The organism is Nonomuraea sp. NPDC049269, assembly GCF_043197155.1.
GTDB lineage: Bacteria > Actinomycetota > Actinomycetes > Streptosporangiales > Streptosporangiaceae > Nonomuraea.
The window spans coordinates 28,426-50,915 of record NZ_JBICSO010000017.1 but is presented as its reverse complement, the minus strand read 5'-3'; the positions used below and the strand labels follow the sequence as shown (position 1 = coordinate 50,915).

The window sequence follows — 22,490 nt, the reverse complement described above, 5'->3', positions numbered from 1 at the left end:
GGCAGCCGATCTGTTGGAGTGGAAGGAGAGCCGACCACGCGTACCGGGGCTCGAATCGCGTGTTCCGGAAAGGAGGGGCGTGGAAAGGATCATCTCGGCCGCGTCGCGACTGTTCGCGGCCCTCGGGTACGACGCGACAACGATGGTCCAGATCGCTGAGGCCGCCGACCTGGACATCGACACCGTCATGGAACTCGCGGGTTCCAAACGGGAGCTGTATCTGGCGGTGATGGGGCGCGGTTACACGGAACAGAAGGCGCTCTTGGAGGGTGCGCTCTCTCGTATCGACGAGTCGGGAGCGCCGCAGGCGGCGGCGAGCGTCCACGCGCTCATCGATGAATACCTGGACTTCTGCCTGAGCAACCCCGACATCTCCGCTCTGCTGATGCACCGATGGCTGGGCGACGCCGCCGATCTGCGCGACCTGGAGCAGATCTACAACGAGCCGCTGGTCAACAGTGTTTTCACCGTATTCAAAAGAATCGCCGAGGCGGGCCTGATCGATTCTGACTCCGATGTGGAACTCTGCGTGCGAACGATCGCCTGGACCACCATCATTTTCGTGCGCTACGCCACGATGCCCTCACCCCCCGGCGGTTTCTCGGAGGGTGAAAGGACTGTGGCGCGCTTCCGCGTCCACCTGCACCGGCTCACCGCCCGAATGCTCGGCCTGGCACCGATGAGCCCCGCGGAGACATCTCCCTGACTTCCCGGTCGGCCACGGATCTCGCTCAGCCGTCGGACGGCGCGCGGGCTTGTTGCGGGCGGCCGATGCGGCGGCGTTCGAGGCGGTCGCGGTCGGGCCAGTGCACGTCCGTGGCCCAGCCCAGCCGTTCGAACAGGCGGATCAGGCCGGCCGAAGGGTCGATCTGGCCGCGCTCCATGCCGTGGCGGGCGGAGGTGGGCTCGCTGTGGTGGCCGTTGTGCCAGCTCTCACCGAACGACAGCAGGGCCAGCGGCCACAGGTTCGTCGAACGGTCGTGGCGGCGGGTCTTGAACGGTCTGCTACCGATCACATGGCAGAGCGAATTGACGCTCCAGGTGACGTGCTGCAGCAGGGCGACGCGGACCAGCCCGGCCCAGAGGAAGGCGGTCAGCGCGCCGTACAGGGTTCCGCTGATCGCCCAGCCGGCCAGGAACGGCAGCGCCAGCGACAGCGCGCACAGCGCGGGAAAGGCCCGCGCCACCCTGACCATCGCCGGGTCGTCCAGCAGGTCGGGCGCGTACCGGGCGGCGGGCGTCTCATCGTTGGTGAACATCCAGCCGAGATGGGAGTGGGCAAGCCCCCGCAGCTGCCCACGCAGGCTGGTGCCGTACCGGTAAGGGGAGTGTGGATCGCCCGGCCGGTCGGTGTAGGCGTGATGGCGGCGATGGACCGCCACCCAGTCGATGATGTTGCCCTGGAAGCTCATCGAACCGGTGATCCCCAGGAGCACCCGCAGCCACGGCCGGGCGGTGAAGGACCCATGGGTGTGCAGCCGGTGGAACCCGACCGTCACCCCGAGCCCGGTCACCACGTAGAAGACCGCGGCCAGCAGCAGATCGGTGAGCGCGAATCCGTTGCCCCAGACCAGGAGAATCGCGATACCGAGCGCGATGAACGGCACAACCACGATCGTCGCGGTCAGCCCTATCTGGACCCGGCCGGCCTGGGCATGCTGGTCCGCGCCGGGGAATGGTGATTCGCCGTCGTATTCCGGCCGGTGTCTCACCGGTTGTTGGGAAATAGTCATGAATCTCGTCTCTTCTCGCTCATACAGTCCGTCCGTGCACGTAGCACCATCGCCAGGTCTCGCCCGGCTCCAGCGAGGTGAACACCGGGTGGTCGGTCTCCTGGTAGTGCGCCTTGGCGTGGCCACCAGGCGAGTCGTCGGAGCAGGCCACCCATCCACAGGTCAGGCAGGCCAGCAGGCTCGTCCAGGGCCAGCCGCGGATCAAACATTCGGTACATTCGGGCAACCCCTGCTCCGCGACCAGGACGTCGGCGTGGTCACAGCGCGGCGCCTGCCCATTCGGGGTGGCACGTGCGGTCACTACCAGGTCTTCAGCGCCCAAGGTCATCACGGCCTCCTCACGGTGAGAATGACGCGAGATGCGTCGGCTGATCACGTATCAGTCAACGCGCTCGGCGAGCCGACGGAAACGTCCAATGCGAGCAAGCCCTATCACCGGCCGCGATAACGACTCCGGCCGGTGGTCGGCTGCCGTGATGAGCCTTGCCCGGTCGCGCCTTCCGCCATGGTATCGAGAGGGCCCAAATGACCGCGCTTTGGCCGGTCTATTCGCTGACAGCGCAGCAGTCAGCCACGCGGAAACCGCCAGTTTCCGCGCATCATAGTGCGGGGGTTTTGTCGGGAGGCATGGGAGATCGCCCCGCGCGGGCAGGCCACGCGGAGCGACTGTTGTGCGCTGGTCGTGATGGCTGGGGCTAGCTCATGTGGCCGTGGTCGTGGTCGTGGTCCCAGCTCTTGCACCAGTCACGTTCCCAGTGACCGTGCCGCCAGCAGAACTTGCACCACTTGTGGTGCCACCAGCGCCACTCGCACTTCTTGTCCATGCTCTGCGGCATGGCGGTGACGTGCTGGGAGCTGGGCGGACATACGCTCGCGGCGCTGGCGGGCTGCGTTGTGGCCGTTCCGGTGACGATGAGGGTGGATGCCGCCAAGGAGGCGGTGAGAAGCAGACGCTTGAGCATCAGAGATCACTCCCTGAAACGGATTCGGATGAGAGCGCCGGTTTCGGGGTCCCCGGGATACGCCGATACGGCTGAACATATCCCACGATAATCCCGCCGACCGGCCCGGTCCCCCGACGATAGGCAAAACCTCATTTCACAACATGTCCACACATAATACGAATACGTCGGATTTGTCGGAGAATGCGGCCTTGTACGAGGAGAGTGGCCCCAGGATGTCGGGCCGGGAATTTATCGTCGCCACTGGAGAGGCGAGCGGGACTTCCCCCGGCTCTCCAATGAAATGCCAGGAATGTGGTAAATAACGGAAAAAGTAACCGACGGTGCCGCCGCGACGCGGTCTGCTCGCCACGCCGGGCCCTGATCGAGGAGTACGCGTGGCGCGCACGGTGACCTCGGCGAGCCGGCTGCTGGACGTGCTGCCGCTGTTCCGTTCGGATCCCCGTGTCCAGGTGCTGTTCACCGTCGCGGCGGGTTCGGCGTTCGACGACGGGGTCGGCGACTACCTGCGCGACGTCGAGGCGCGCGTCGTCTCCTGGGCGCAGGCCGTGGACACGAAACACGCCACGCCGGTCCTTCGGCATGAAGACCAAATGCGCATGAAGGTCATATACGACGCTACGGCCCCGTCTGACATCGGGGTTCGATTCCCATCGCGGTGACATACGCCAAACGATAGTGTGTTCGATGTGAGACTGGTGGTGCGGGTGAAACTCCTGCCGACGCCCGAGCAGGCGGTGGCGCTGGACGCGACCCTGCGCGCGGCCAATCAGGCCGCCAACGAGGTGTCCCGGCTGGCGTTCGAACGCAAGATCTTCCGCAGCCGCGACCTGCGGAACATCACCTACGGCCACGTTCGCTCGCAGTTCGGCCTGCCCGCCCAGAGCGCCCAGCACGCGATCAAGAAAGTCGCCGACGCCTACACCACGCTGCGCTCCAACCTGCGTCACGGCAACTACGGCCCGCCCGGTTCGCCCCGCCGCGCCAAGATCGAGGCTAAACCGATCGTCTTCCGGCCTCGGGCCGCTCAGCCCTACGACGACCGCTGCCTGTCGTGGAACCACGACGCTCGCACGGTGTCGATCGGAACCCTCACTGGGCGGATCAAGAACCTGGCCTTCACCGGGTCGCCCGACCAGCTCGCCCGGCTGCGAGAGCATCGCCGCGGCGAGTCCGATCTGCTGTTCCGCGACGGCCTGTGGTTCTTGAGCGCCACCATCGAGGTGCCCGACCGGCCGCTGGCCGAACCCACCGCATTCCTCGGCGTCGATCTCGGGATCGCCAACATCGCCACCACCAGTGACGGGGTCCACCACAGCGGCAAGGGCCTCAACGCGGTCCGCCACCGCCACCGCGAGCTGCGCCGCCGCCTGCAGGCCAAACAGACCAAGAGCGCCAAACGACTGCTCAAACGCCGCCGCCGCAAAGAGGCGCGGTTCGCCGCCAACACCAACCACACCATCGCCAAGCAGATCGTGACCGAGGCGATACGCACCGGCCGCGGGATCGCCCTGGAAGACCTGGGCGGGATCCGTGACCGGGTACGGCTCCGCAAGCCCCAGCGGGTCACGCTGCACTCATGGAGCTTCCACCAACTGGGAAGCTTCATCACCTACAAGGCGATCCACGCCGGGCTCGCCGTGATCCACGTGGAAGCGGCCTACACCTCACAAGGATGTTCACGCTGCGGGCACGTGGACAAACACAACCGGCCCAACCAGGAAACCTTCCTCTGCACGTCGTGCGGCTTCGCTGAGCACGCCGACGTCAACGCGGCCCGCAACATCGCCGCACGTGGCGTTGCGGGCTGGGCAGTGAGTCACGCTGCCGACGACGCGGCCTGAACCATCGAACCCATCGACGGCGAGGAGCCGCAAGCTCGGTCGTTCACTGTTCACGGCCGAGAAGCTGACTAGTGTTCCCGCCGGGCTCTAGTCTGGGAGAACGTCCTTGACGAAAAGAGGCGCGATGGATCCGAGCGTCATTCCCGCACTCACGGCGGTCGTCTCCGCGATAGTCGGCGGCGCCGCGGGCGAAGTCGGCAAGAATGCCTGGACCTCTTTGACGGGCCTCGTACGCCGCCGTTTCGGTGACGACGCCGTGGCCGCCATCGAAACGGCACAGACTCCAGAACAGACCGCCCAAAGCCTGGTCGAGCGCGCTCAGGCGGATCCCGAATTCGCGGAGACGCTGACATCATGGACGGCGGAGACGGCCCGCCTCGTCCAGATCAAACACGACGTGACCAACACGATCAGCGGCGACGCCCGCATCACCGGCCCGGTGCTCCAAGCCGGTGACGTCTACGGCTCGATCAATTTCGGGAAATCCGGCTGACCTCGGGCAATTTTCGGTCCGACAAGTCATCCCATTTTGGCCATAATGGGCGATATTTGACGCACGATTTGTACGAGTATTTCGTTTCCTGTCCATAGACCAGCCGTCCACACGCGGATACGTTGCACATACCATTCCCAGGCCCTTTGGGAGGACTCTCACATGTGCGGAATCGCCGGATGGGTGGACTTCGAGCGCGACCTGACCCATGAACGCGCCACAGGCCAGGCCATGACCGAGACGATGTGCTGCCGCGGCCCGGACGATGAGGGACTGTGGCAGTCGCCGCACGCCATACTCGGCAACCGGCGGCTCGCGGTCATCGACGTCGAGGGCGGCCACATGCCCATGACGGCCGAGGGCCCGGTCGTCATCACCTACAGCGGAGAGGTCTACAACTTCGTCGAGCTCCGGGCCGAGCTGGCGGCCAAGGGGCACCGCTTCCGCACCAGGAGCGACACCGAGGTCGTGCTCCACGGTTACCTCGAATGGGGTGAGGGCGTCGCCGACCGGCTCAACGGCATGTACGCCTTCGCCATCTGGGACGACCGCAGCCAGGAGCTCCTGCTGGTGCGCGACCGCATGGGCATCAAGCCGCTGTATTACTACCCGCTGCGCGACGGCGTGCTGTTCGGCTCCGAGCCGAAGGCGATCCTCGCCAACCCGCTGGCCGAGCCGGTGGTGGACGCCGACGGCCTGCGCGAGCTGCTCAGCATGGGCAGGAGCCCGGAACAGGCCATCTTCAAGGGCATGCGTGAGCTGCGCCCCGGCCACCTGCTGCGGGTACGCCGGGAGGGACACTCCCTGCGCCGCTACTGGGCGCTGGAGCCACGCGAGCACACCGACGACCTCGACGTCACGGTCGGCACGATCCGCGCCCTGCTCGAAGACATCGTGGGCCGCCAGCTCGTTTCGGACGTGCCCCTGTGCAGCCTGCTGTCGGGCGGCCTGGACTCCAGCACCATCACCGCGCTGGCCAGGAAACGCGGGCAGATCCGGTCGTTCGCGGTGGACTTCACCGGCTACGCGGAGAACTTCCAGCCCGACGAGCTGCGCGGTGACCCGGACGCGCCGTTCGTGAAGGAGCTCGCGGAGTACGTCGGCTCCGACCACACCGACATCACGCTCGACACCGCGGAGCTGACCGACCCGCGCCTGCGGTCGGCGGTGGTGCGCGCCTGGGACATGCCCCAATTCCTCGGCGACATGAACAGCTCCCTGTACATGTTGTTCAGGGCGATCCGCGAGCACTCCACGGTGGCCCTGTCCGGCGAGTCGGCCGACGAGCTGTTCGGCGGATACGCCTGGTTCCACCTGCCGCAGGCGGTCGAGGCCGACACCTTCCCCTGGCTCGCGATGGTCATGCGCGACCACAACCCGGGCGATCTGCTCGACCAGGGGCTGTTCGAGCGGCTCGACATGCCGTCCTTCGTCGCCGACAGTTACCGCACCGCGCTGGCCGAGGTGCCGTACCTGCCCGGCCAGAACGGCCACGAGCGGCGGATGCGGGAGGTCTGCTACCTGCACCTGACCCGGTTCCTGCCGGTGCTGCTGGACCGCAAGGACCGGCTGAGCATGGCCGTCGGCCTGGAGGTCCGCGTGCCGTTCTGCGACCACCGGCTGGTCGAGTACGTCTTCAACACGCCATGGGCGATGAAGAACTTCGACGGCAGGGAGAAGAGCCTGCTCCGTGCCGCCGTCGCCGACCTGGTGCCCGAGTCGATCCTGCGGCGGGTCAAGAGCCCCTATCCGGCGACCCAGGACGTCGCCTACGAGCAGGGGCTCCGCGACACGCTGCGTGACCTCGCCCGCGCCGGGAAGGCACCGGTCCTGGAGTTGCTCGACGCGGCGGCCGTCAGGGACATCACCGCGGTCCCGGTCGGCAAGACGACCACGACGATGTCGCGGTTCAGCCTGGAGCTGGCCCTGGACCTGAACGTCTGGCTCGAGTCCTACGGCGTCCGCCTGGAGCTGTAGGGGCCCGGCAGAAGGAGGCGGCCGATCGTGATCGTGTACAACCCCAACGACCCTGTGTTACGCGCCGATCCGTACCCCACGTACCAGCGGCTACGGGAGGAAGCCCCGCTCTACCACCACGAATCGGCCCCCCACTTCTGGGCGCTGTCCCGCCACCGGGACGTCGAGTCGGCCTGGCGGGACTTCGAGCTCTACTCCAGCGACCACGGCGCGGTGATCGAGCAATGGGGCCCCGACGCGCGGAACACCATGTCGTTCCTGGCGATGGACCCGCCCGACCACAGCCGGATCCGCGCGCTGATCGCCCGCGGGTTCACCCCCGCACGGGTCGAACGGCTCCGGCCGCGCATCGCCGAGCTCACCCGGGGCTACCTGGAGCCGGGGCTGGACAAGGAGGCGTTCGACTTCGTCGCGGACTTCGCGAGCATGATCCCGGTCGACGTCATCTCGGAGCTCATCGGCGTTCCGGAAGCGGACCGGCCCCTGCTGCAGCGCCTGTCAGAGGCGATCATGGAGCGCGAGGACATCGACGGCCGGCTGACCGACAGACTGCGCGACGCGATGACGCGACTGGCCGGCTACTACCATGAACTTGTCGAGGATCGGCGGCGCCGGCCCCGCGAGGACCTCGCCACGGCCCTGCTCGAAGCGGAGATCGACGGGGACCGGCTCGATCGCGGTGACGTCGTGGCGACGCTCATGCTGCTGGGGACCGCGGGGAACGAGACGACGATCAAGCTGCTGGGCACCGCCTGGCGCCTGGCCTGGCAGTACCCGGACCAGCGCGAGCGCGCGTTCGCCGACGTCGACGCGTGGGTGGAGGAGAGCCTGCGGTTCGAGGGGCCCTCGCAGTACACCGCCCGGCGGGTGACGCGCGACGTGCGGCTGTACGACGAGACGGTCCCCGCCGACTCCATGATGCTGCTGCTCATGGGCGCCGCGAACCGGGACGAACGGGTCTTCCCTGACGCTGAGCGCTTCCAGATCGGCCGGGACACCTCCGAGACGCTGGCGTTCGGCGTGGGCCGGCACTTCTGCGTGGGCGCCGCCCTGGCCCGCCTGGAGGCCCGGGTCGTGCTGCGCGAGGTGTCCGCGGTGGTGCGGCCCGACTACGAGGTGCACCTGGAGCACGCGGTGCTGGCTCGTAGTTCGAGCGTGCGCGGATACACCCGGCTGCCGACGACGATCACACCACGCTAGCGGCCCAGCCGTACGGTGATCGTCTTGGAGCTGCCGCCCCGGTCCGACAGCCGTCCCCACTTGAGCGTGAGCTTCGCGCCGGTTGTGGCGCCGGTCAGGAGCGGATGGCCACGGAGCACCCGGGTCACCGGCCGGTCCCAGGTCACGGTCAGCTCGCTCAGGTCGCGCCGGGGATCCGACACGGTCACCGTGGCCGTGCCGTCGCCGCGCTCCCTGACGAGCACCGCGCAGGGAGCGGACGCGGTCAGGCCGCCGACGACCCCGGCGTTCCAGAAGTTGACGGCGGTCAGGCCGAGCGACGGCACCTGGACCCCCTGCTGCTGTGCGGTGTTGACGAGCACCCGCAGCCAGGCCGGGTCCGTGGCGCGGGCCCGGGTCCGGGCCGGGGTCGCGCCCGGAAGGAGCGAGTAGACGTAACCGGCCGCGTCCGGGTCGACCCCGTGGTCGAGCCAGAGGGTCACATAACTCCGGGTCACCGAGCCGGCGGTGCGGCTCTCGCGCGACGTGCGCAGGAGGCCGTGGAAGACGTAGCCGCCGTGACCCGCCAGATGCGCCCAGCCCGCCTTCTGATCGAGTGTGAGCAGCGCGTCCGTCCTGCGGTTGTCCACGATGGTCTCCACCGGTACGCCGTCCCGCCCGGTGATCCCGGCACCCAGGCAGACCACGGCGTCGTCCAGGAAGAACCACGACTTGAACGCCTCCATCGTGCTCTCGAAGCCGTTCAGGTGCTGGCCGACCGCCGCGTACGTGCCGTCCGTGGCCCCGCCCACCCAGCGGCCCGGCGGGCAGGTGGCACCCCATCCCTCGCCGGCGCCGTCGGCCAGCCGCTTGGTGGAGACGGTCGTGCCCGGCAGCCGGTACGGGTCGACTGTCGGCCAGAACGAGTCGGAGTACTGGTCGCCGTGGCCCTTGGCCCACCAGTAGAGCATTCCGGAGCCGGTGTGCCAGCCGCGCGTGTTCTCACCGTTGCCGTGCTCGTAGTGGCCGATCCGGGAGGAGGCCATGCTGAGGCCCGCGCACCAGCCCGGCCCGCGATGGACGGCGCGGGCGCTCATGGGCAGCAGCCGGTGCCCGGCCGGTTCCGGCGAGGCGGGGATCGCGTCGTCGTCCAGGACGGCGGCGAGGCGGGCGTGGAACCCGAGGTCGGCCTCGTCGAGCATGGGCTTGACCGTGTCACGTACCGCCCAGCCCTTGACCAGACCCTGCCAGCGGGTCCGCGCCGCGGCGGGCGCCGCGTCACCCAGCAGCAGGATCGCCGAGGCGATCATCCGTCCCCTCCTGTGGTCACCGTACGGATCCCGGCCGATCCCGCGCCCACTGACGAGATCCATGCAGAAGCCGTCGTGGACGAACGGCGCGAACGACCGCTCGACCATGTCGAAGATGTTCGGGGCGGTGACCTCCCATGGCGTGCCACGCAGCACCGCGAACAGCGTCGCGAGGCCGGACAGCATCACGGCTCCGTACCCGCCCTGGTAGGGGACGGACGTGTGCTGGATGAACGAGCCGTCCCGGTAGAAGCCATCGCCTTCGGTGACGTACGGGAAGACCGGGGACAGCGCCGAGACGGCCAGCGCGGCCTTGTCCGGGTCGGCTCTGAGGATGGCGCGCAGCAGCGTCACCGTGCACAGGTCCACCCGGTTGGCTCCGGTGCTGTTGCCGCTGTAGTCCGCCAGGCGCCATTCGGGGACGAAGTGGTCCACGGCCTCGCTCAGTGCCCTGCTCTGCCGGTCCGTCAGGTGCGGGCCGATCAGCAGAGCCACGTCGAGGAGCCGCTTCGGAACGCCGATCTGCCAGGGCCACCAGTTGCCGGCCGGGCGGGCGCCGGCCGCGTACACCTGCCGCCGGTAGTGGTCGAGGCCGGTGGCGACGGTCGCTCCCAGGCTCGCGTCGCCGGTCAGGCCGGTCCCGGGCAGGGCGTACGCGCGGGCCATGGCCTGCAGCCGCACCGTGGTCTCGGCGAAGGACGGGAACACCAGGCCGGGCCAGAGCGACGTGCCGGCCGGCGCCATGGTGTCCCGGTAGCCGGCCGCCGTCGCGCCCAACCGCGCCAGCCTGGTCCGGTACGGCTCGACAGCCGGGTCGAACCCCGCTCCCGCCGTCACGTCCTGCCACCGGCGGCGCAGGAGCGCGAAGTCCACCGCGTGGGCGGTCCGCGCGGTGGGGATCAGCCCTCCGGCCACGGCGGCACCGCCGAGCCGGAGGAATAATCGCCGGGAATATCCGTTCACGGGGGGATTATTGCGGATCAGCCCTTCGTGACGATGCCGATGAGCTCGGTGGCGGCGGAGAAGTCGGGGGTCAGCCGGTTCTTGGTCACCGCGAACGCGATGCCGCTGGCCGTGTCCCCGTACGCGAAGCTCCCGCCCGCCCCGCCCATCCCGAACGCGCTCGTCACCGGCTCGGCGACACCCGGCAGGCCGATGGCGAACCCCAGCCCCCACGTGGCCGGATTACCGAAGACCTGGTCGATGCCCTCGGCGGTGACGGCCGTGACCTCGCGCAGCCGCTCCGGCGAGATCAGGCGCACCCCGGGGACGTCGCCCATGAGGGCGGCGTACATGCGCGCGATGGCGCGGGCCGAGGTCTTGCCACCCGCCGGGATGTCGGCCTCCAGAACGTCCACCCGGTTGCCGAGAGCGGCCGACGGGAACGTCACCGCCGGCCCCGCCCTGAACATCGGCGAGTCCGCGGGCAGGCCCGCCATCATCTCCGCTGCCCCCTCCGGGTCCTCCAGCCGGGCCAACCGGCCGTGCTCGGTGGCCGGCATACCGAAGTAGAGCTCGTCGGCCACACCCAGCGGCCCGGTCACCTCCTCGCGCAGCACCTGCGAGATGGGCTTACCGGTCGCCCGGCGGACGATCTCACCGAGGATGTAGCCGAAGGTGTAGGCGTGATAGCCGACCGCGGCGCCCGGCTCCCACCACGGCTCGGCGTCGGCGATCGCCGCGCACATCTTGTCCCAGTCGCACAGGTCTTCCACGGTGGTGTCCGCCGGCACGCCCGGCACACCGGCCGCGTGGGTCAGCACGTGCCGGACGGTCGCCGCGCCCTTCCCGTGCGCGGCGAACTCCGGCCACAGCTCCGCCACGCGCGTGTCGTACGAGAAGGCGCCGCGCTCGGCGAGCACGTGCACCACCGTCGCGGTCGCCGCCTTCCCGATCGAGTAGTTGTAGAACACGCTGCCCGGCGTCACCGGCCGTCCGGTCGCCGGGTCCGCGACCCCGGCGACCGCGTCCACCAGTTGCTCGCCGTGCAGGAGGACGGCGACCTGCACGCCACGCTCCGCCCCCGACTCGACCATCCGGTCGATGGCCTGCTGAACCCGCTGCTGGATGTCGCTCATCCCCGCTCCCTCCGCCTGCTACCGCTGTCACAGGTACAGACAGGCTAGCCACCGCAAACTCATCGGAAGCGGCGCTGAACGGTTGTCGCTGACGCGCTCGACGGCCGCGCTGCGACCCGAGGCGGGCACGCCAGGCGGCCGTCGAGTGCGCCCCAATGCGACGACGCGCCAGGCGGCCGTCGAGTGCGTCCCGAGGCCGACGCGCTAGGCGGTCGTCGAGCGCCGTCTGAAGCCGACCAGCCCGATGCCGCCGCCCACGAGGCCGACGATGATGCCGGCCACACCCATGATCCGGGCGGTGCCGTCGGACATCGGCGAAGCAGCGCCCTGCTTCATCATGGCGACGCTCTGCGCGGACTGCGCGGAGGGCGGAGCCGCCGCGGGCATGGCCATCCCGGCGTGCTCCTCGCTGGAGGCCGCCACCAGCTTCAGCGTGGGCGTCGGATGCTCCGCCTCGGTGCCGTCGGCTTTCGGCTCATCCGTCCACTTGACGACGTCGCCACCGGAATAGGTCTGCTCGGTGGGGAAGGCGATCTCGTCCACGTCCTTGGGCAGTGGCCCGACCGACACCTCGAACTCCTGGAACTGTCCCGGCTCGATCTTGCCGCCGGTCCAGGTGATCTTCAGAACGGATTCGGTGACCTTGTCCCCATCGTCGGCGACGATGGGCTCGGGCAGCTTGCCCTCGGTCAGCTCGGCCTTCCAGCCGGGCACGGGCTTGACCGAGACGAAGGGCAGGGGGTGGTCGGTGGGGAAGGTGACGACGAGCTTGGTGGTCGAGGCGTCGTCACGCTCGTTGGGCACCCGGAAGGCGAGCTTGGTCCAGCCGCCCTTCTCCGCGGTGCCGGGGTTGATCGAGACATGTGCGAGGGCGGGCAGGGAGAGGCCGACCGTGAGGGCCAGGGCTGCCGCGGCGATGGTGCCGATTCGGCGGTAAAGCATGGGGGCTCCACTTCGTTTTCCGAAATGCCGGACATGACGCTGAAGCAGGTTGCTCGCGTCGTTGGTGAGTCAGGCAGGACGAAATGGAGGTCCGCGCCGTACGACCGCGTACCGCAACATGTGCTCGCGCGGCCGGTCGGGAACGAGGTCCGCGGCCACGGGAGCGGCGAGCGGCCACATGGGGTCGTTGACGGGCGGGAGGATCCGTACGGCGCGCGCGGCGAGACGGCGCAGCAGCGACCAGAGCGCGGCTTCGCCACCGGCCAGCCACCACGCGGTCAGCAGCGTGGCGACGGCGTGGCACAGGAACATGCCCGGCCAGGTGCTCTGACCGTGCACCCCGGCCAAATGCGGGGTCTCCCCCTGCGAGGCGAACAGCACGTGCAGGCCCACCTGCGCCGTGCCGAGCAGCCCGACGATCAGCGCCCGGGATCGCTCCCTGCCTGCCATCGCGGTGGCCGCGGCCAGTACGACGGCGCCCGCGCCCGCGACCATGGCCGGCCCGGGTGCGGTGCCACCCGCCAGCCAGTGCCCGATGGCGGACAGGGCCACGCAGACGACCGTGAACGAGGCCGACCGCGCGAGGCGCAACGGCATCCGGGCGCGCGTCACGCCCACCTGCCGCCACGAATCCTGGGTACGAGTCACGGTCAGGCCAGCTGCTCCTTGATCTTCGCGATCTCGGCGGTCTGCTCGGTGACGAGCCGGGCCGCCATCTCGATCGTGGGACCGTGCTTCCCGCCGCTCTGCGCGGCCGAGGCCATCATGACGCCGTGGTCGAGGTGCGCCGAGATCAGCGACAGCCAGAGCTTGTCGAAGGCCTTGCCGGACTTCGGGGTCAGCTGGGCGACCTGCTTGGCGACGCCCTTGGCGTCCTCGGGCGGCACGGCCACCTGCCAGGACTTCAGCCACGACGACATCTTCTGGATGTCGGCCTTCTCACTGGCCTCCAGCTTCTCGCTCAGCTCGCGTACGTACGGCGTGGTGGTACGTTGCGCGACCAGCTCGGTCAGCTGAATGGTCTGGCGATGGTGGGTGATCATTTCCTGGCTGAACTTGATGTCTTCCTGGTCATAGGCGGCCATGGCGGCGGGCGCTCCCGCCGCTGATGAGGCACAGCCGCCGGCCAGCGCTACGCACAACAGCGCGCCGGCAATCGTGGTCCAACGCATGCTTCCCCTTGCTGGGGTGGGGGGATGGGTCACGTGGAGATACGTGGCGCGCCGAATAACAGTTCAACAACAGACCGGTTGGCGCGCCACTCACGAGATGGCCAAGGGTGACGCGCTCGCCGGTGCGGCCGCACCAGGTATTCGTCACGGCCCCCCGGATGGATGGCCGCTGTCCCGGACCGGCACGATCCCGGACCGGCCGACCGGCCGGCGCCGATCGAAGCCGGATGACCAACCGGGCCCGACTGGCCGACCGGAGCCGGATGACCGACCCGAGCCGGGTGACCGACCCGAGCCAGGAGCCGTTTCCGGTCAGGTGGTGGGCAGGTTCACCAGGAACAGTGGCTTGGTGGTCGGCTGCGCGGAGCCGCCGGTCGGTTCTACGGTCACGCCGATCTTGGCCACCCCGGGTCCCGGTGCGGTGATCACCGGCACGATGTGGCCTGTGGCGTCGGCGGTGAGTAGTCCGGCCGACCTGATCTGCCCAGGGGCCAGTTGCCAGAGCTGGTACACGCTGCCTGCCGGAAGATCGGCCAGCCCCGCCGCCAGGAAGACCATCTTGCCCTGCGAGCGTGACACGACCACCGTGCCACGACCGCCCTGCCGGGCCGAGGCCGTGGCGGTACGGGAGTCCGGCGCGGTCAGCACCGCGGCGACCTCACGGTCTGTACGCCGTACCTGTTCCAGCTCGTTGCGGGCCTGCAAGGCGACCGTACCGAACACGGCGACCGCTGCCAGACAGGCGGCAACGCCCACGGCCGCCACCAACGGCCGCCACCGTGACCGCCGCCGCGCCCGTCCCTCTGGGCGCCGCCGTGACCCTCGCTGCGCCCGTCGCTCGGCCCACTCCTCGGACCGACCCGCCGGCCGTCCCTCGGCCCACTCCCCTGACCACTCCTCGGACCGACCCGCCGGCCGCCCTTCCGCCCACTCGTCCGACCGCCCTGTCGGCCGCTCCCCTGACCACTGATCCGCCCGACCCCCTGGCCGCCCCTCCGACCACTCGTCCGGCTGTCCCACCGGCTGTCCCTCTGCCCACTCCTCTGGCCGCCGCTGGGACTGCCACTGGTGGGTGGGGTCGGCGACGGTGGGCGGGGCCTGCCGGACCTGGTCGATCTGGGCGAAGACCCGGTCCTTCAGGCCGGGCGGCGGCTCGATGGCCACAGCGGAACCCAGCCGGGCCGCGGTCTCGGCGAACCCCGCGACCTCCAGGGCGCAATCAGGGCACCCGGCCAGATGGTCCTCGAAGCGGTGCCGTTCGATCTCGTCGTCAATGGCGTCCAGCGCGTACGCGCCCACCAGCGTGTGCGGATCGGGCCCGCCGGACGTACCCCTCATCGTTCCACCCCCAGGCAGTCGCGCAGCCGGATCAGCCCGTCGCGCATCCTGGTCTTCACCGTCGCGAGCGGTACTTTGACCAGCTCAGCAACCTCACGATAGGAGTATCCGCCGTAATAAGCGATGGTGACCGACTCTCGCTGCAGCGCGGTCAGGCCCTGCAGGCAGCGGCGCAGGCGATCGCGTTCCAGCCGGCCCTCAACGGATTCGACCACCTCGTCGAAGGGCCGGTACACCTCCATCCGGGCCGCCCGCTCCTCGCGGTCCATGCTCGCCTGAGACGAGCGGACCCGGTCGATGGCGCGGCGGTGCGCGATCGTCAGCACCCACGCCAGCCCCGAGCCCCGCCCCGACTGGAAGCGGGCCGCGTTGCGCCACACCTCCACGAGCACCTCCTGAGCGACCTCTTCGCTCTGGGCCCGGTCCCGAAGCACCCGCAGCACCAGCCCGAACACTCGCGGCGCCACCGCCTCGTACAGCCGCTCGAACGCCACCCTGTCACCCCGCGCGGTGGCCTCCAGCAACTCCTCGACCCCCGGCGGCTGCCCACCCCCGCGGCCCGGCTCCCGTCCCGTCTCGAAACGACCAGGCTCACGTCCCGCTGCGAAGCGACCCGACTCGTGTCCCGCCTCGAAGCGGTTCGGCTCGATGCGGTTCGGCTCGATGCGGTTCGGCTCGCGTCCCGCTGCGATGCGGCCCGGTTCGCGTCCCGCTTCCATGCACCCTCCAACGGTGGTCGACGCGGCGCCGACCATAGGTGGTTCGGATCAGAGAGCGCAATGGATGTCCAGAAACCCGTACGGCTTAGGCGCGATGCCACATTCCGCGCTCAACCCACGGAGCGGCCAGGCGGCGCGAGGGACCTCCAGCAGTCGTTATGACTTACGCGCGACGCCACACACCGCGCTCACCAGCTTGGACGGCTCATCCCACGCATCGGCCGGCCGCCGCCACTCGGGAGTGGGGACGACGCCGGGCTCGACGAGGTCGAGTCCCTCGAAGAAGGTGCCGATCTGGGCGGGAGCGCGCAGGTGATAGGAGTTGGCGGCGGCCTTGTTGTAGGCGCTGACGGCCTCCATCAAGGCCGGGTTGGTGTTGGTGCCGTCGCTGAGCACCAGGTAGCTGCCCGACGGTAACGCGGCCATCAGCCGGCGGACGATCGCCCACGGGTCGTCCTCGTCGGGCAGTTGCCCGGCGATGCTCAGCATTACCAGGGCGATCGGCTCGCTGAAGTCGAGGGTCTTGGCCGCGCCTTCGAGGATCACGTCGGGGTCGCGCACGTCGGCGTCGATGTACGCGGTGACGCCCGGATGGGTGCTGGTCAGCAGGGCACGGGCGTGGACCAGCACGATGGGGTCGTTGTCGACGTAGACCACCCGGGTCTCGGGCGCGGTGCGCTGGGCGACCTCGTGGATGTTGTTGGCCGTCGGCAAGCCGGTGCCGATGTCCAGGAATTGCCGGACACCGGTCTCCTCCACCAGGTACGTCACCGCACGGATGAGGAATTCACGCTGCAGCCGGGCAACCTCGGCGAAGTCGGGAAATGTCCGGAGGAGCAGCTCGCCGGCCTCACGATCGGGCGCGAAGTTGTCCTTGCCGCCCAGCAGATAGTTCCACACGCGGGCTGAATGGGGGATGGTCGTGTCAATGCGGTCCCAGGCGGACTGGCCGGCGGGGCTGTCATCGCTCATGACACTCCATTCCAGAGGGTGACCGTGGCCCCTGGCCACACTCGTCCAAGGGCTACTTTAGTGGCCTATTTCGGGTACGTGATCTCACCCGGCGGCGACGGCCTCGATCTCCAGAAGCCATTCGCTGTCGAAGATCTCGGCGATGATCACCGTCAGCGCCGGAGCGTGCTCACCGAGCACCTCCCGGCGTATCGCGCCGTTGAGGTCCGCGTATCGGCGATCGGACAGGAACGTCGTCACCTTGACCAGGCTCGACACCTCCAGGCCCGCCTCGCGCACGGCGGCGACGACGTTGGACCACGCGAGCCTGCACTGCGCTTCGAAGCCCTCGGGAACCGTGCCCTCTCGGGTCTGCGGGATCTGACCGCTGATGAACAGCAGCCTGGACGCCCCCTCGACCGCCAGTGCCTGCGTGTAGCCGCCGAGGGCTTCAGGAGCGCTTTCGGCGTTGATGGGGATGAGTTTGATCACACCGCAGTCTCTCGGTCGCGGCGGGTCTGGAGGTGCGCGGTCGCGGTGGCCACGGCCACGGTCTTGCCGTCGGGCGCGATGAGCTCGCCGGCCAGGAAGCACACCTCCCTGCCGCGCCGCACCACCCGTCCCCGGCCGGTGAGCCGCCCCGGGCGCGCCGGGCGGAGATATTGGACGTGCAGGTCGAGGGTGACCGCGAACTGGTCCGCCGGCAGCGTCGCGACCAGCGCGGGACCCAGCGTGTCGTCGAGCATCGCGGCGAGGAACCCGCCCTGGATCACACCGATCGGATTGACGAACCGCTCGCTCGCCTTGAACGCCACCTCGATGGTGCCCTGGTCGGGATCCACCTCGATCAGCTCCCAGCCCAGGGTCTCGGCCGCGGCGGGCGGCGGGACCCGCCCGGCCAGCATCTCCCAGAACGGCCCACGCCTCTGCGGTTCGGTGTCCATGAGCCCGTATTCAACAGGCCCGCGCCGACAGTTCCGCCGCCGGCGACTCGGAGGCGACCCGCGCGCACCACGGCAAAGCACCACGGCAAACACGACGCGGGAAAACGGCCCTTTCCCAGTGGATCGGGAAGCTGACGAAGTTTGCCGGATTCAGCGACGCAGGGGGCTAGTGCTTGGGGCGGAGTTTGTTGAGGTTTTGGGTGATTAGCGGCTCCCGGGTGGCGAGCGCGCGTGCCACGTCCCGCAGTTGCCTGGCCCGATGCACCTGGGCCCGCCAGTCCGTGCCGGTGGCCCGATGGGCCATCTCCACCTCGACCTCCTCCACGCGGTATCCCTTGCGCAGCAGGTCGATCGTCAGCGCCGTCTCCACACCGAACCCGTGCGCCAGCGGCCGGGCGGCCTCGAAGGCGTCTCTGGTGATGCACCGCTGGCCGTTGAGCGGCTGAGCGGCCTCGAAGCCGGTGGCTCTGCGGATGCCGTCCCTGGACAGGCGGACGACCAGGCCGTGGCCGCCCAGCCTGACGCGGGTGACGAAGACCGCGATGGTCATGTCGGCCGTGCCGGCACGCACCGGCTCGATGAGCGGAGCCGCGGCCCGCGCGGTCTCGCCCAGATCGGCGTCCAGGAAAAGTAAGTGGTGCGGCGTCTCACCGTCGAGCAGACGCACGGCTTCGGCACCGGACTCCATGGCCGCCGCCTTGCCGCGGTTGCGGCTGTGGCGGACCACCCTGGCTCCCGCGGCCCGCGCCACCCGGCCCGTCTGGTCGGCCGAACCGTCGTCGACGACCACGACCAGGTCGACGCCCGGCAGGGCGAGCGCCGCGGTGACCGTGGCACCGATGCGGTCGGCCTCGTCCTTGGCCGGGATGATGACCGCCGTGTCCGTCATGAGCCCTCGGTGATGAGGAACTCCTGCGGCACCTCGTCATGCACGGTGAAGACCGAATCGAGGCCGGTGACCTGCAGAATCTTCCGCACGGCCGGCCTGGGGGCGGCGACGTCGAGCGCCCCGCCCTGCTCCTTGACGCGTTTGAGCGCGGACAGCAGCACGTTCATCCCCGTGGAATCGCAGAAATCCACGCCGGACATGTCGATGACCACGCGGCTGGGCCCGTCCTGCAGCAGCCGAGCGAACTCCGCCTGCAGGTGGGGTGCCGTATAGAGGTCGATTTCACCGGTGATGGCGACTAGCGCATGGCCGGCATGTGATCGAGTCGAGACCTTGAGCTCCACATGGGCAGGCTAGCGGCGCGGAGCCTTCCGGTCACGTTGTCACGCCGATAGGGGAAGCACAGGTTTTTGTCCTCCGTTTGGGCTCCATGAAAACAGAGAGTACGCGAAGCTTGACTGTGTGACACCGGCATGGCCGGAGAGGGGGGCGGCCCGGCACCTCGCTTCTGGTCACTACTTCACTGAGAAGGAGGGGCCGGGCGACACGGGCCCGAGCATTCATGAGAACAGACAGATCCGAAGATCCACACCGACAGCGACTCCGCGAACGACTGGAAGCCATCCTCATTCGCACCGAGAAGGCCACCTCGTGGCATGACAAAGTGGGACGCCTGCGTAGCCTCGTCAATCACGAAGGCTTCGTCCCCGTACACACGAAACTCGCCGGCGAGGACCTCGACTTCCTCGCCGACGCCCGCGACGACCTGCTCAGATTCTCCGAGCTCGGGCTGCGGCTGTTCGACCTCCACCAGCCGCGCGACGCGGGAGGCATCACCAGCGACTCCGACAATCCCATCCTGCGGTGCCGGAGTTGCATGTGGCGCTGGCCGTGCCCGACGTTCCGCGCGATGTCGGAGTCGTTCGGCGGTGGCCACGACGGCACCCTTCCGGAGTCCGGCTGAAGTCCCGACCTGACGGAGGCGCTATCCCGGGACCAGCGGCAGCCGGATCTCGAAGCGGCAGCCCGGCCCGTCGTTGACCACGCCGATCACCCCGTCGTGCGCCTCCACGATGCCCTGGGCGATCGCCAGGCCGAGCCCGGCCCCGCCGTCTTTGGCCGGGGTCCGGGCCGCTTCGCCCCTGAAGGCCACCTCGAACACCCGGTGCAGGTCCTCGTCGGGGATGCCGCCGCAGCAGTCGCTGACCGACAGGCACGCCATGCCCGAGTCGACGGCCGCCCGCAACACCACCGTGCGGTCCGACGGCGTGTGCCTGATCGCGTTGACGACCAGGTTGCCCAGCGCCCGGCCCAGGGCGTTCGCGTCCGCCCGCACGGGCACCGCCTCGGCGGCCTCGGCGGTCAGCCGCACCCCCTTGGCACGGGCCAGCGGCTCGGCCCCCGCGAGCGTGTCGGCGACCAGGTCGGCGAGCCCGATCCGGACTGGAGAGAGCCGTAGCGCCCCGGCATGGATCCGGGACAGCTCGAACAGGTCGTCGACCATCGCCGACAGCCGCTCCACCTGCAGCTTGATCTGGTGGTGATAGCGCGCGACGGTCACGGGGTCGGACACCACCCCGTCTTCGAGCGCCTCGGCCATCGCCCGCATCCCGGCGAGCGGGGTACGCAGGTCGTGGCTCACCCAGGCGACGAGCTCGCGTCGCGCCCCCTCCAGGGCGCGCTCCCGCTCGTACGCCTCCTCCAGCGTGTTCGCGATCGTCTGCAGTTCCGACGGCAGCCCCTTGGGCGCGGTGAACGGCAGGTCGCGTACGGCCGCCACCAGCCGCCTGCTCTCGCCCACGACCCGCCTGGCCAGCACGAACGCCACTCCCAGCCCGACCAGCCCACCGACGGCCACCACGCTGAGCACGATGTCCTTGACCGAGCCCTCGATGATCATCTTGAGCGTGATCGCCACCACGCCGGCCAGCGTGGCCGCGATCGCGACCACCATGACGACGGCCAGCATGACCCCGATCGAGCGAGTACGCAGCCACCACATCACGGACACGCCCAGGACGCCCACCAGCAGCCCCAGCCCCGCGGTGACCGCCACGATCATCCCCAGGTCGCTCACCATCGCGGGGTGGGGATTCATGGCTGGCCTTCGAGCGGTTCGTACCGGTATCCCACACCCCAGACTGTGACGATCCTCCGCGGCGCGGTCGGGTCCGGCTCGATCTTCTCCCGCAGCCGCCTGACGTGCACGGTCACCGTGGACGAGTCGCCGAAGGACCATCCCCACACCTGGTCGAGCAGCGCCGACCGGCTGAAGGCCTGCCGCGGGTTGCGCATCAGGTAGGCCAGCAGGTCGAACTCGCGGGCGGTGAGCATCACCTCGGCGCCGCGCAGCCCCACCTCGTGGGCCCCGACGTCGACCACCAGATCGCCGTCACGCAGCACGCCCGTGCCGCCCGTGACCGAGGCGCCGCGGGCGCGGCGCAGCACCGACTGGACGCGCAGCGCCAGCTCGCGCGGGCTGAAGGGCTTGGTCACGTAGTCGTCGGCGCCGGTTTCGAGGCCGACCACGCGGTCGATCTCCTCGCCGAGCGCGGTCAGCATGATCACCGGGACCGGCCAGCGCTCCCGGAGCTTCTTGCACACCTGCAGCCCGTCCATCTTGGGCAGCATCAGATCGAGCACCATCAGATCGGGCGGCCTGGCGAGCGCCCGGCGCAACGCCTCCGCGCCGTCACCCACGCATTCGACCTCGTGCCCGTCGCGCTCCAGATAACGCGCCACCACCTCGGCCACGGTCGGGTCGTCGTCGACCACCAGGATGCGCGTATTCACTCTTTCACCGTACGGCGGGGCACCCCGAATCGACACTTACGTCATTGGTTCGTAAGCCTCGCGGATCATGCCCGCAGGACGTACGGTGGGCGCATGAGTCGAGTCGTCATGCTCGTACTGGGCGCCCTTCTGGGGCTCTTCGTACTTTTCAACTTCGTGCTGCCCATGATCATGGGGCTGCTCAAGGTCGCGCTCATCATCGGAGTCGTCGCCCTTCTGGTGTTCATCGCCGTCACCCTGGTCGGGAAGTCGTCCTCGTCACGGTGACGCTCTTCCTGTTCGATCCTTGGCTCATCGGCGTGACCATGGTGGCGATCCTGCTGCTCGCCGCCTGGGCCGCCCGGCTGCTGCCCGCCATCGGCGGCGACGCGCCCGGCTTCCCGCTGAGCTATGCCCGGCGTACGGCCTTCCAGCGCCTGCGCCACCCCGCCGCCGCCGGTCGGCCGCGGCCACGAGCTCCGTCATCACGCCCCGCTTCCGGCTAAGCGGGGTTCTCTCTTCAGTGAGCCCTGATCCATCTTTCTTGATTGAAGGGGCTCATGTTCGACTCTCTCGTCTCGTTCCTGCTGACCGTCTCCGGCGACAACGCCGCGGTCGCCATCATGCTGTTCACCGTGGCCGTACGCCTCCTGCTGCTGCCGCTCGGCATCCGCCAGGCCCGCGCCACCCAGATCCAGAAGCGGCTGGCGCCCAAGCTGCGCGAGTTGCAGAAGCGGTGGTCGCGTAATCCCGAGCGGCTGGCCAAGGAGACCACCAAGCTGTACGCGAAGGAAGGCACCTCGCCTCTGGCCACGATCCTGCCGGGATTGGGGCAGCTTCCGTTCATGTGGGTGATGTATCGGGTCGCCACGCACCCGACCGCCTTCCTCGGCCACGACCTGCTGGGCGCTCCGCTGGGTCAGCATGTCGCTGGAATCGTCACCAATTACGGTCTGGTCAGTGGGCCATTTCTGGTCTTCGCCGTGGTCATCGCGCTGATCGCGGTCGTGGCCTGGATTTCGGCCCGGAAGGTGAGCGCCACACTGCCGGCGGAGCAGCCCGCGATGATCCGCAGACTGATGCCGCTGATGCCGTACGGCTCGGTGCTGGCCGCCGCGGTGCTGCCGCTGGCGGCGGGACTCTACCTGCTGATCTCCACGGCGTGGGTCGCGGGCGAGCGCGCGATCCTGGCCGCCCGGCCGGTCTGA

27 protein-coding genes are annotated in these 22,490 nt (G+C 69.2%); 10 read left to right on the top strand and 17 right to left on the bottom strand.

Features of this window, described 5'->3' with window-relative positions; genetic code table 11:
- Positions 1–79: 79 nt before the first annotated feature.
- The gene (locus tag ACGFNP_RS59225) at positions 80–706 is read left to right on the top strand and encodes a TetR/AcrR family transcriptional regulator (RefSeq protein WP_358335403.1); all 627 of its coding nucleotides are present in this window, start codon (positions 80–82) and stop codon (positions 704–706) included.
- Positions 707–731: 25 nt separating this feature from the next.
- Here ACGFNP_RS59225 and ACGFNP_RS59220 read toward each other — a convergent pair whose 3' ends face one another.
- The 3 genes from ACGFNP_RS59220 to ACGFNP_RS59210 form a co-directional block, all read right to left on the bottom strand.
- Positions 732–1,712, bottom strand: a complete 981-nt coding sequence (locus tag ACGFNP_RS59220; RefSeq protein ID WP_393333704.1) for an acyl-CoA desaturase — start codon at positions 1,710–1,712, stop codon at positions 732–734.
- 40 nt (positions 1,713–1,752) lie between these two features.
- Positions 1,753–2,061, bottom strand: a complete 309-nt coding sequence (locus tag ACGFNP_RS59215; RefSeq protein ID WP_393333701.1) for a UBP-type zinc finger domain-containing protein — start codon at positions 2,059–2,061, stop codon at positions 1,753–1,755.
- Between the two features lie 367 nt (positions 2,062–2,428).
- Positions 2,429–2,695, bottom strand: a complete 267-nt coding sequence (locus tag ACGFNP_RS59210) for a hypothetical protein (protein ID WP_358335394.1) — start codon at positions 2,693–2,695, stop codon at positions 2,429–2,431.
- 377 nt (positions 2,696–3,072) lie between these two features.
- Between ACGFNP_RS59210 and ACGFNP_RS59205 the strand changes: the two genes are divergently transcribed.
- The 5 genes from ACGFNP_RS59205 (at position 3,073) to ACGFNP_RS59185 (ending at position 8,209) form a co-directional block, all read left to right on the top strand.
- Positions 3,073–3,357, top strand: coding sequence for a hypothetical protein (locus ACGFNP_RS59205; protein WP_393333697.1), 285 nt, complete (start codon positions 3,073–3,075; stop codon positions 3,355–3,357).
- 27 nt (positions 3,358–3,384) lie between these two features.
- Complete coding sequence (locus ACGFNP_RS59200) at positions 3,385–4,539, top strand: RNA-guided endonuclease InsQ/TnpB family protein (protein ID WP_393333694.1); 1,155 nt, start codon at positions 3,385–3,387, stop codon at positions 4,537–4,539.
- A 124-nt stretch (positions 4,540–4,663) separates the two neighbouring features.
- Positions 4,664–5,032 (top strand): hypothetical protein, encoded by a 369-nt coding sequence (locus ACGFNP_RS59195; RefSeq protein WP_358335384.1) that lies wholly within the window; start codon positions 4,664–4,666, stop codon positions 5,030–5,032.
- A gap of 162 nt (positions 5,033–5,194) precedes the next feature.
- Positions 5,195–7,009 (top strand): asparagine synthase (glutamine-hydrolyzing), encoded by a 1,815-nt coding sequence (gene asnB / locus ACGFNP_RS59190; protein ID WP_393333691.1) that lies wholly within the window; start codon positions 5,195–5,197, stop codon positions 7,007–7,009.
- Between the two features lie 27 nt (positions 7,010–7,036).
- The gene (locus ACGFNP_RS59185; protein WP_393333689.1) at positions 7,037–8,209 is read left to right on the top strand and encodes a cytochrome P450; all 1,173 of its coding nucleotides are present in this window, start codon (positions 7,037–7,039) and stop codon (positions 8,207–8,209) included.
- Here ACGFNP_RS59185 and ACGFNP_RS59180 read toward each other — a convergent pair.
- The 12 genes from ACGFNP_RS59180 to ACGFNP_RS59125 all read right to left on the bottom strand — a co-directional run bounded on the left by ACGFNP_RS59180 (position 8,206) and on the right by ACGFNP_RS59125 (position 18,854).
- Complete coding sequence (locus ACGFNP_RS59180; RefSeq protein WP_393333686.1) at positions 8,206–10,440, bottom strand: polysaccharide lyase 8 family protein; 2,235 nt, start codon at positions 10,438–10,440, stop codon at positions 8,206–8,208. The genes ACGFNP_RS59185 and ACGFNP_RS59180 overlap by 4 nt on opposite strands.
- Positions 10,441–10,457: 17 nt before the next feature.
- The gene (locus ACGFNP_RS59175; protein ID WP_358335372.1) at positions 10,458–11,555 is read right to left on the bottom strand and encodes a serine hydrolase domain-containing protein; all 1,098 of its coding nucleotides are present in this window, start codon (positions 11,553–11,555) and stop codon (positions 10,458–10,460) included.
- Between the two features lie 204 nt (positions 11,556–11,759).
- Positions 11,760–12,497, bottom strand: a complete 738-nt coding sequence (locus ACGFNP_RS59170) for a YcnI family protein (RefSeq protein WP_393333683.1) — start codon at positions 12,495–12,497, stop codon at positions 11,760–11,762.
- A 69-nt stretch (positions 12,498–12,566) separates the two neighbouring features.
- A complete protein-coding gene (locus ACGFNP_RS59165; protein ID WP_358335367.1) occupies positions 12,567–13,145 on the bottom strand; it encodes an MFS transporter in 579 nt (192 codons plus the stop codon).
- Positions 13,146–13,147: 2 nt separating this feature from the next.
- Positions 13,148–13,669, bottom strand: a complete 522-nt coding sequence (locus ACGFNP_RS59160) for a DUF305 domain-containing protein (protein WP_358335364.1) — start codon at positions 13,667–13,669, stop codon at positions 13,148–13,150.
- Between the two features lie 312 nt (positions 13,670–13,981).
- Complete coding sequence (locus ACGFNP_RS59155) at positions 13,982–15,007, bottom strand: anti-sigma factor domain-containing protein (protein ID WP_393333680.1); 1,026 nt, start codon at positions 15,005–15,007, stop codon at positions 13,982–13,984.
- Complete coding sequence (gene sigK, locus ACGFNP_RS59150) at positions 15,004–15,726, bottom strand: ECF RNA polymerase sigma factor SigK (protein WP_358335358.1); 723 nt, start codon at positions 15,724–15,726, stop codon at positions 15,004–15,006. The genes ACGFNP_RS59155 and sigK overlap by 4 nt, the downstream gene beginning before the upstream one ends.
- A gap of 156 nt (positions 15,727–15,882) precedes the next feature.
- On the bottom strand, positions 15,883–16,698 hold the full coding sequence (locus tag ACGFNP_RS59145; protein ID WP_358335355.1) for an SAM-dependent methyltransferase: 816 nt from the start codon (positions 16,696–16,698) through the stop codon (positions 15,883–15,885).
- An 84-nt stretch (positions 16,699–16,782) separates the two neighbouring features.
- Positions 16,783–17,169, bottom strand: coding sequence for a RidA family protein (locus tag ACGFNP_RS59140; RefSeq protein ID WP_393333677.1), 387 nt, complete (start codon positions 17,167–17,169; stop codon positions 16,783–16,785).
- Entirely contained in the window at positions 17,166–17,621 is a 456-nt protein-coding gene (locus ACGFNP_RS59135) for a PaaI family thioesterase (protein ID WP_358335349.1), read from the bottom strand. The genes ACGFNP_RS59140 and ACGFNP_RS59135 overlap by 4 nt, the downstream gene beginning before the upstream one ends.
- A 166-nt stretch (positions 17,622–17,787) precedes the next feature.
- Positions 17,788–18,510 (bottom strand): glycosyltransferase family 2 protein, encoded by a 723-nt coding sequence (locus tag ACGFNP_RS59130; RefSeq protein ID WP_393333674.1) that lies wholly within the window; start codon positions 18,508–18,510, stop codon positions 17,788–17,790.
- On the bottom strand, positions 18,507–18,854 hold the full coding sequence (locus ACGFNP_RS59125; RefSeq protein WP_219537025.1) for an STAS domain-containing protein: 348 nt from the start codon (positions 18,852–18,854) through the stop codon (positions 18,507–18,509). The genes ACGFNP_RS59130 and ACGFNP_RS59125 overlap by 4 nt, the downstream gene beginning before the upstream one ends.
- A 320-nt stretch (positions 18,855–19,174) precedes the next feature.
- Here ACGFNP_RS59125 and ACGFNP_RS59120 point away from each other — a divergent pair, with 320 nt between their 5' ends.
- Positions 19,175–19,474 carry a hypothetical protein gene (locus ACGFNP_RS59120; RefSeq protein WP_393333671.1) on the top strand — a complete coding sequence of 100 codons (300 nt, stop codon included), beginning with the start codon at positions 19,175–19,177 and terminating at the stop codon, positions 19,472–19,474.
- Positions 19,475–19,495: 21 nt separating this feature from the next.
- Here ACGFNP_RS59120 and ACGFNP_RS59115 read toward each other — a convergent pair whose 3' ends face one another.
- Positions 19,496–20,608 carry a HAMP domain-containing sensor histidine kinase gene (locus tag ACGFNP_RS59115; protein WP_358335340.1) on the bottom strand — a complete coding sequence of 371 codons (1,113 nt, stop codon included), beginning with the start codon at positions 20,606–20,608 and terminating at the stop codon, positions 19,496–19,498.
- Positions 20,605–21,303 carry a response regulator transcription factor gene (locus ACGFNP_RS59110; RefSeq protein ID WP_214635393.1) on the bottom strand — a complete coding sequence of 233 codons (699 nt, stop codon included), beginning with the start codon at positions 21,301–21,303 and terminating at the stop codon, positions 20,605–20,607. Before ACGFNP_RS59110 ends, ACGFNP_RS59115 begins: the two co-directional genes overlap by 4 nt.
- 93 nt (positions 21,304–21,396) lie before the next feature.
- Here ACGFNP_RS59110 and ACGFNP_RS59105 point away from each other — a divergent pair, with 93 nt between their 5' ends.
- Genes ACGFNP_RS59105 through ACGFNP_RS59095 form a run of 3 tightly spaced genes read left to right on the top strand, consistent with a single transcriptional unit; the run spans position 21,397 to position 22,490 of the window.
- On the top strand, positions 21,397–21,570 hold the full coding sequence (locus ACGFNP_RS59105) for a hypothetical protein (RefSeq protein WP_214635541.1): 174 nt from the start codon (positions 21,397–21,399) through the stop codon (positions 21,568–21,570).
- A complete protein-coding gene (locus tag ACGFNP_RS59100; protein ID WP_358335337.1) occupies positions 21,567–21,788 on the top strand; it encodes a DUF6412 domain-containing protein in 222 nt (73 codons plus the stop codon). Before ACGFNP_RS59105 ends, ACGFNP_RS59100 begins: the two co-directional genes overlap by 4 nt.
- 54 nt (positions 21,789–21,842) lie before the next feature.
- Entirely contained in the window at positions 21,843–22,490 is a 648-nt protein-coding gene (locus ACGFNP_RS59095) for a YidC/Oxa1 family membrane protein insertase (RefSeq protein WP_393333665.1), read from the top strand.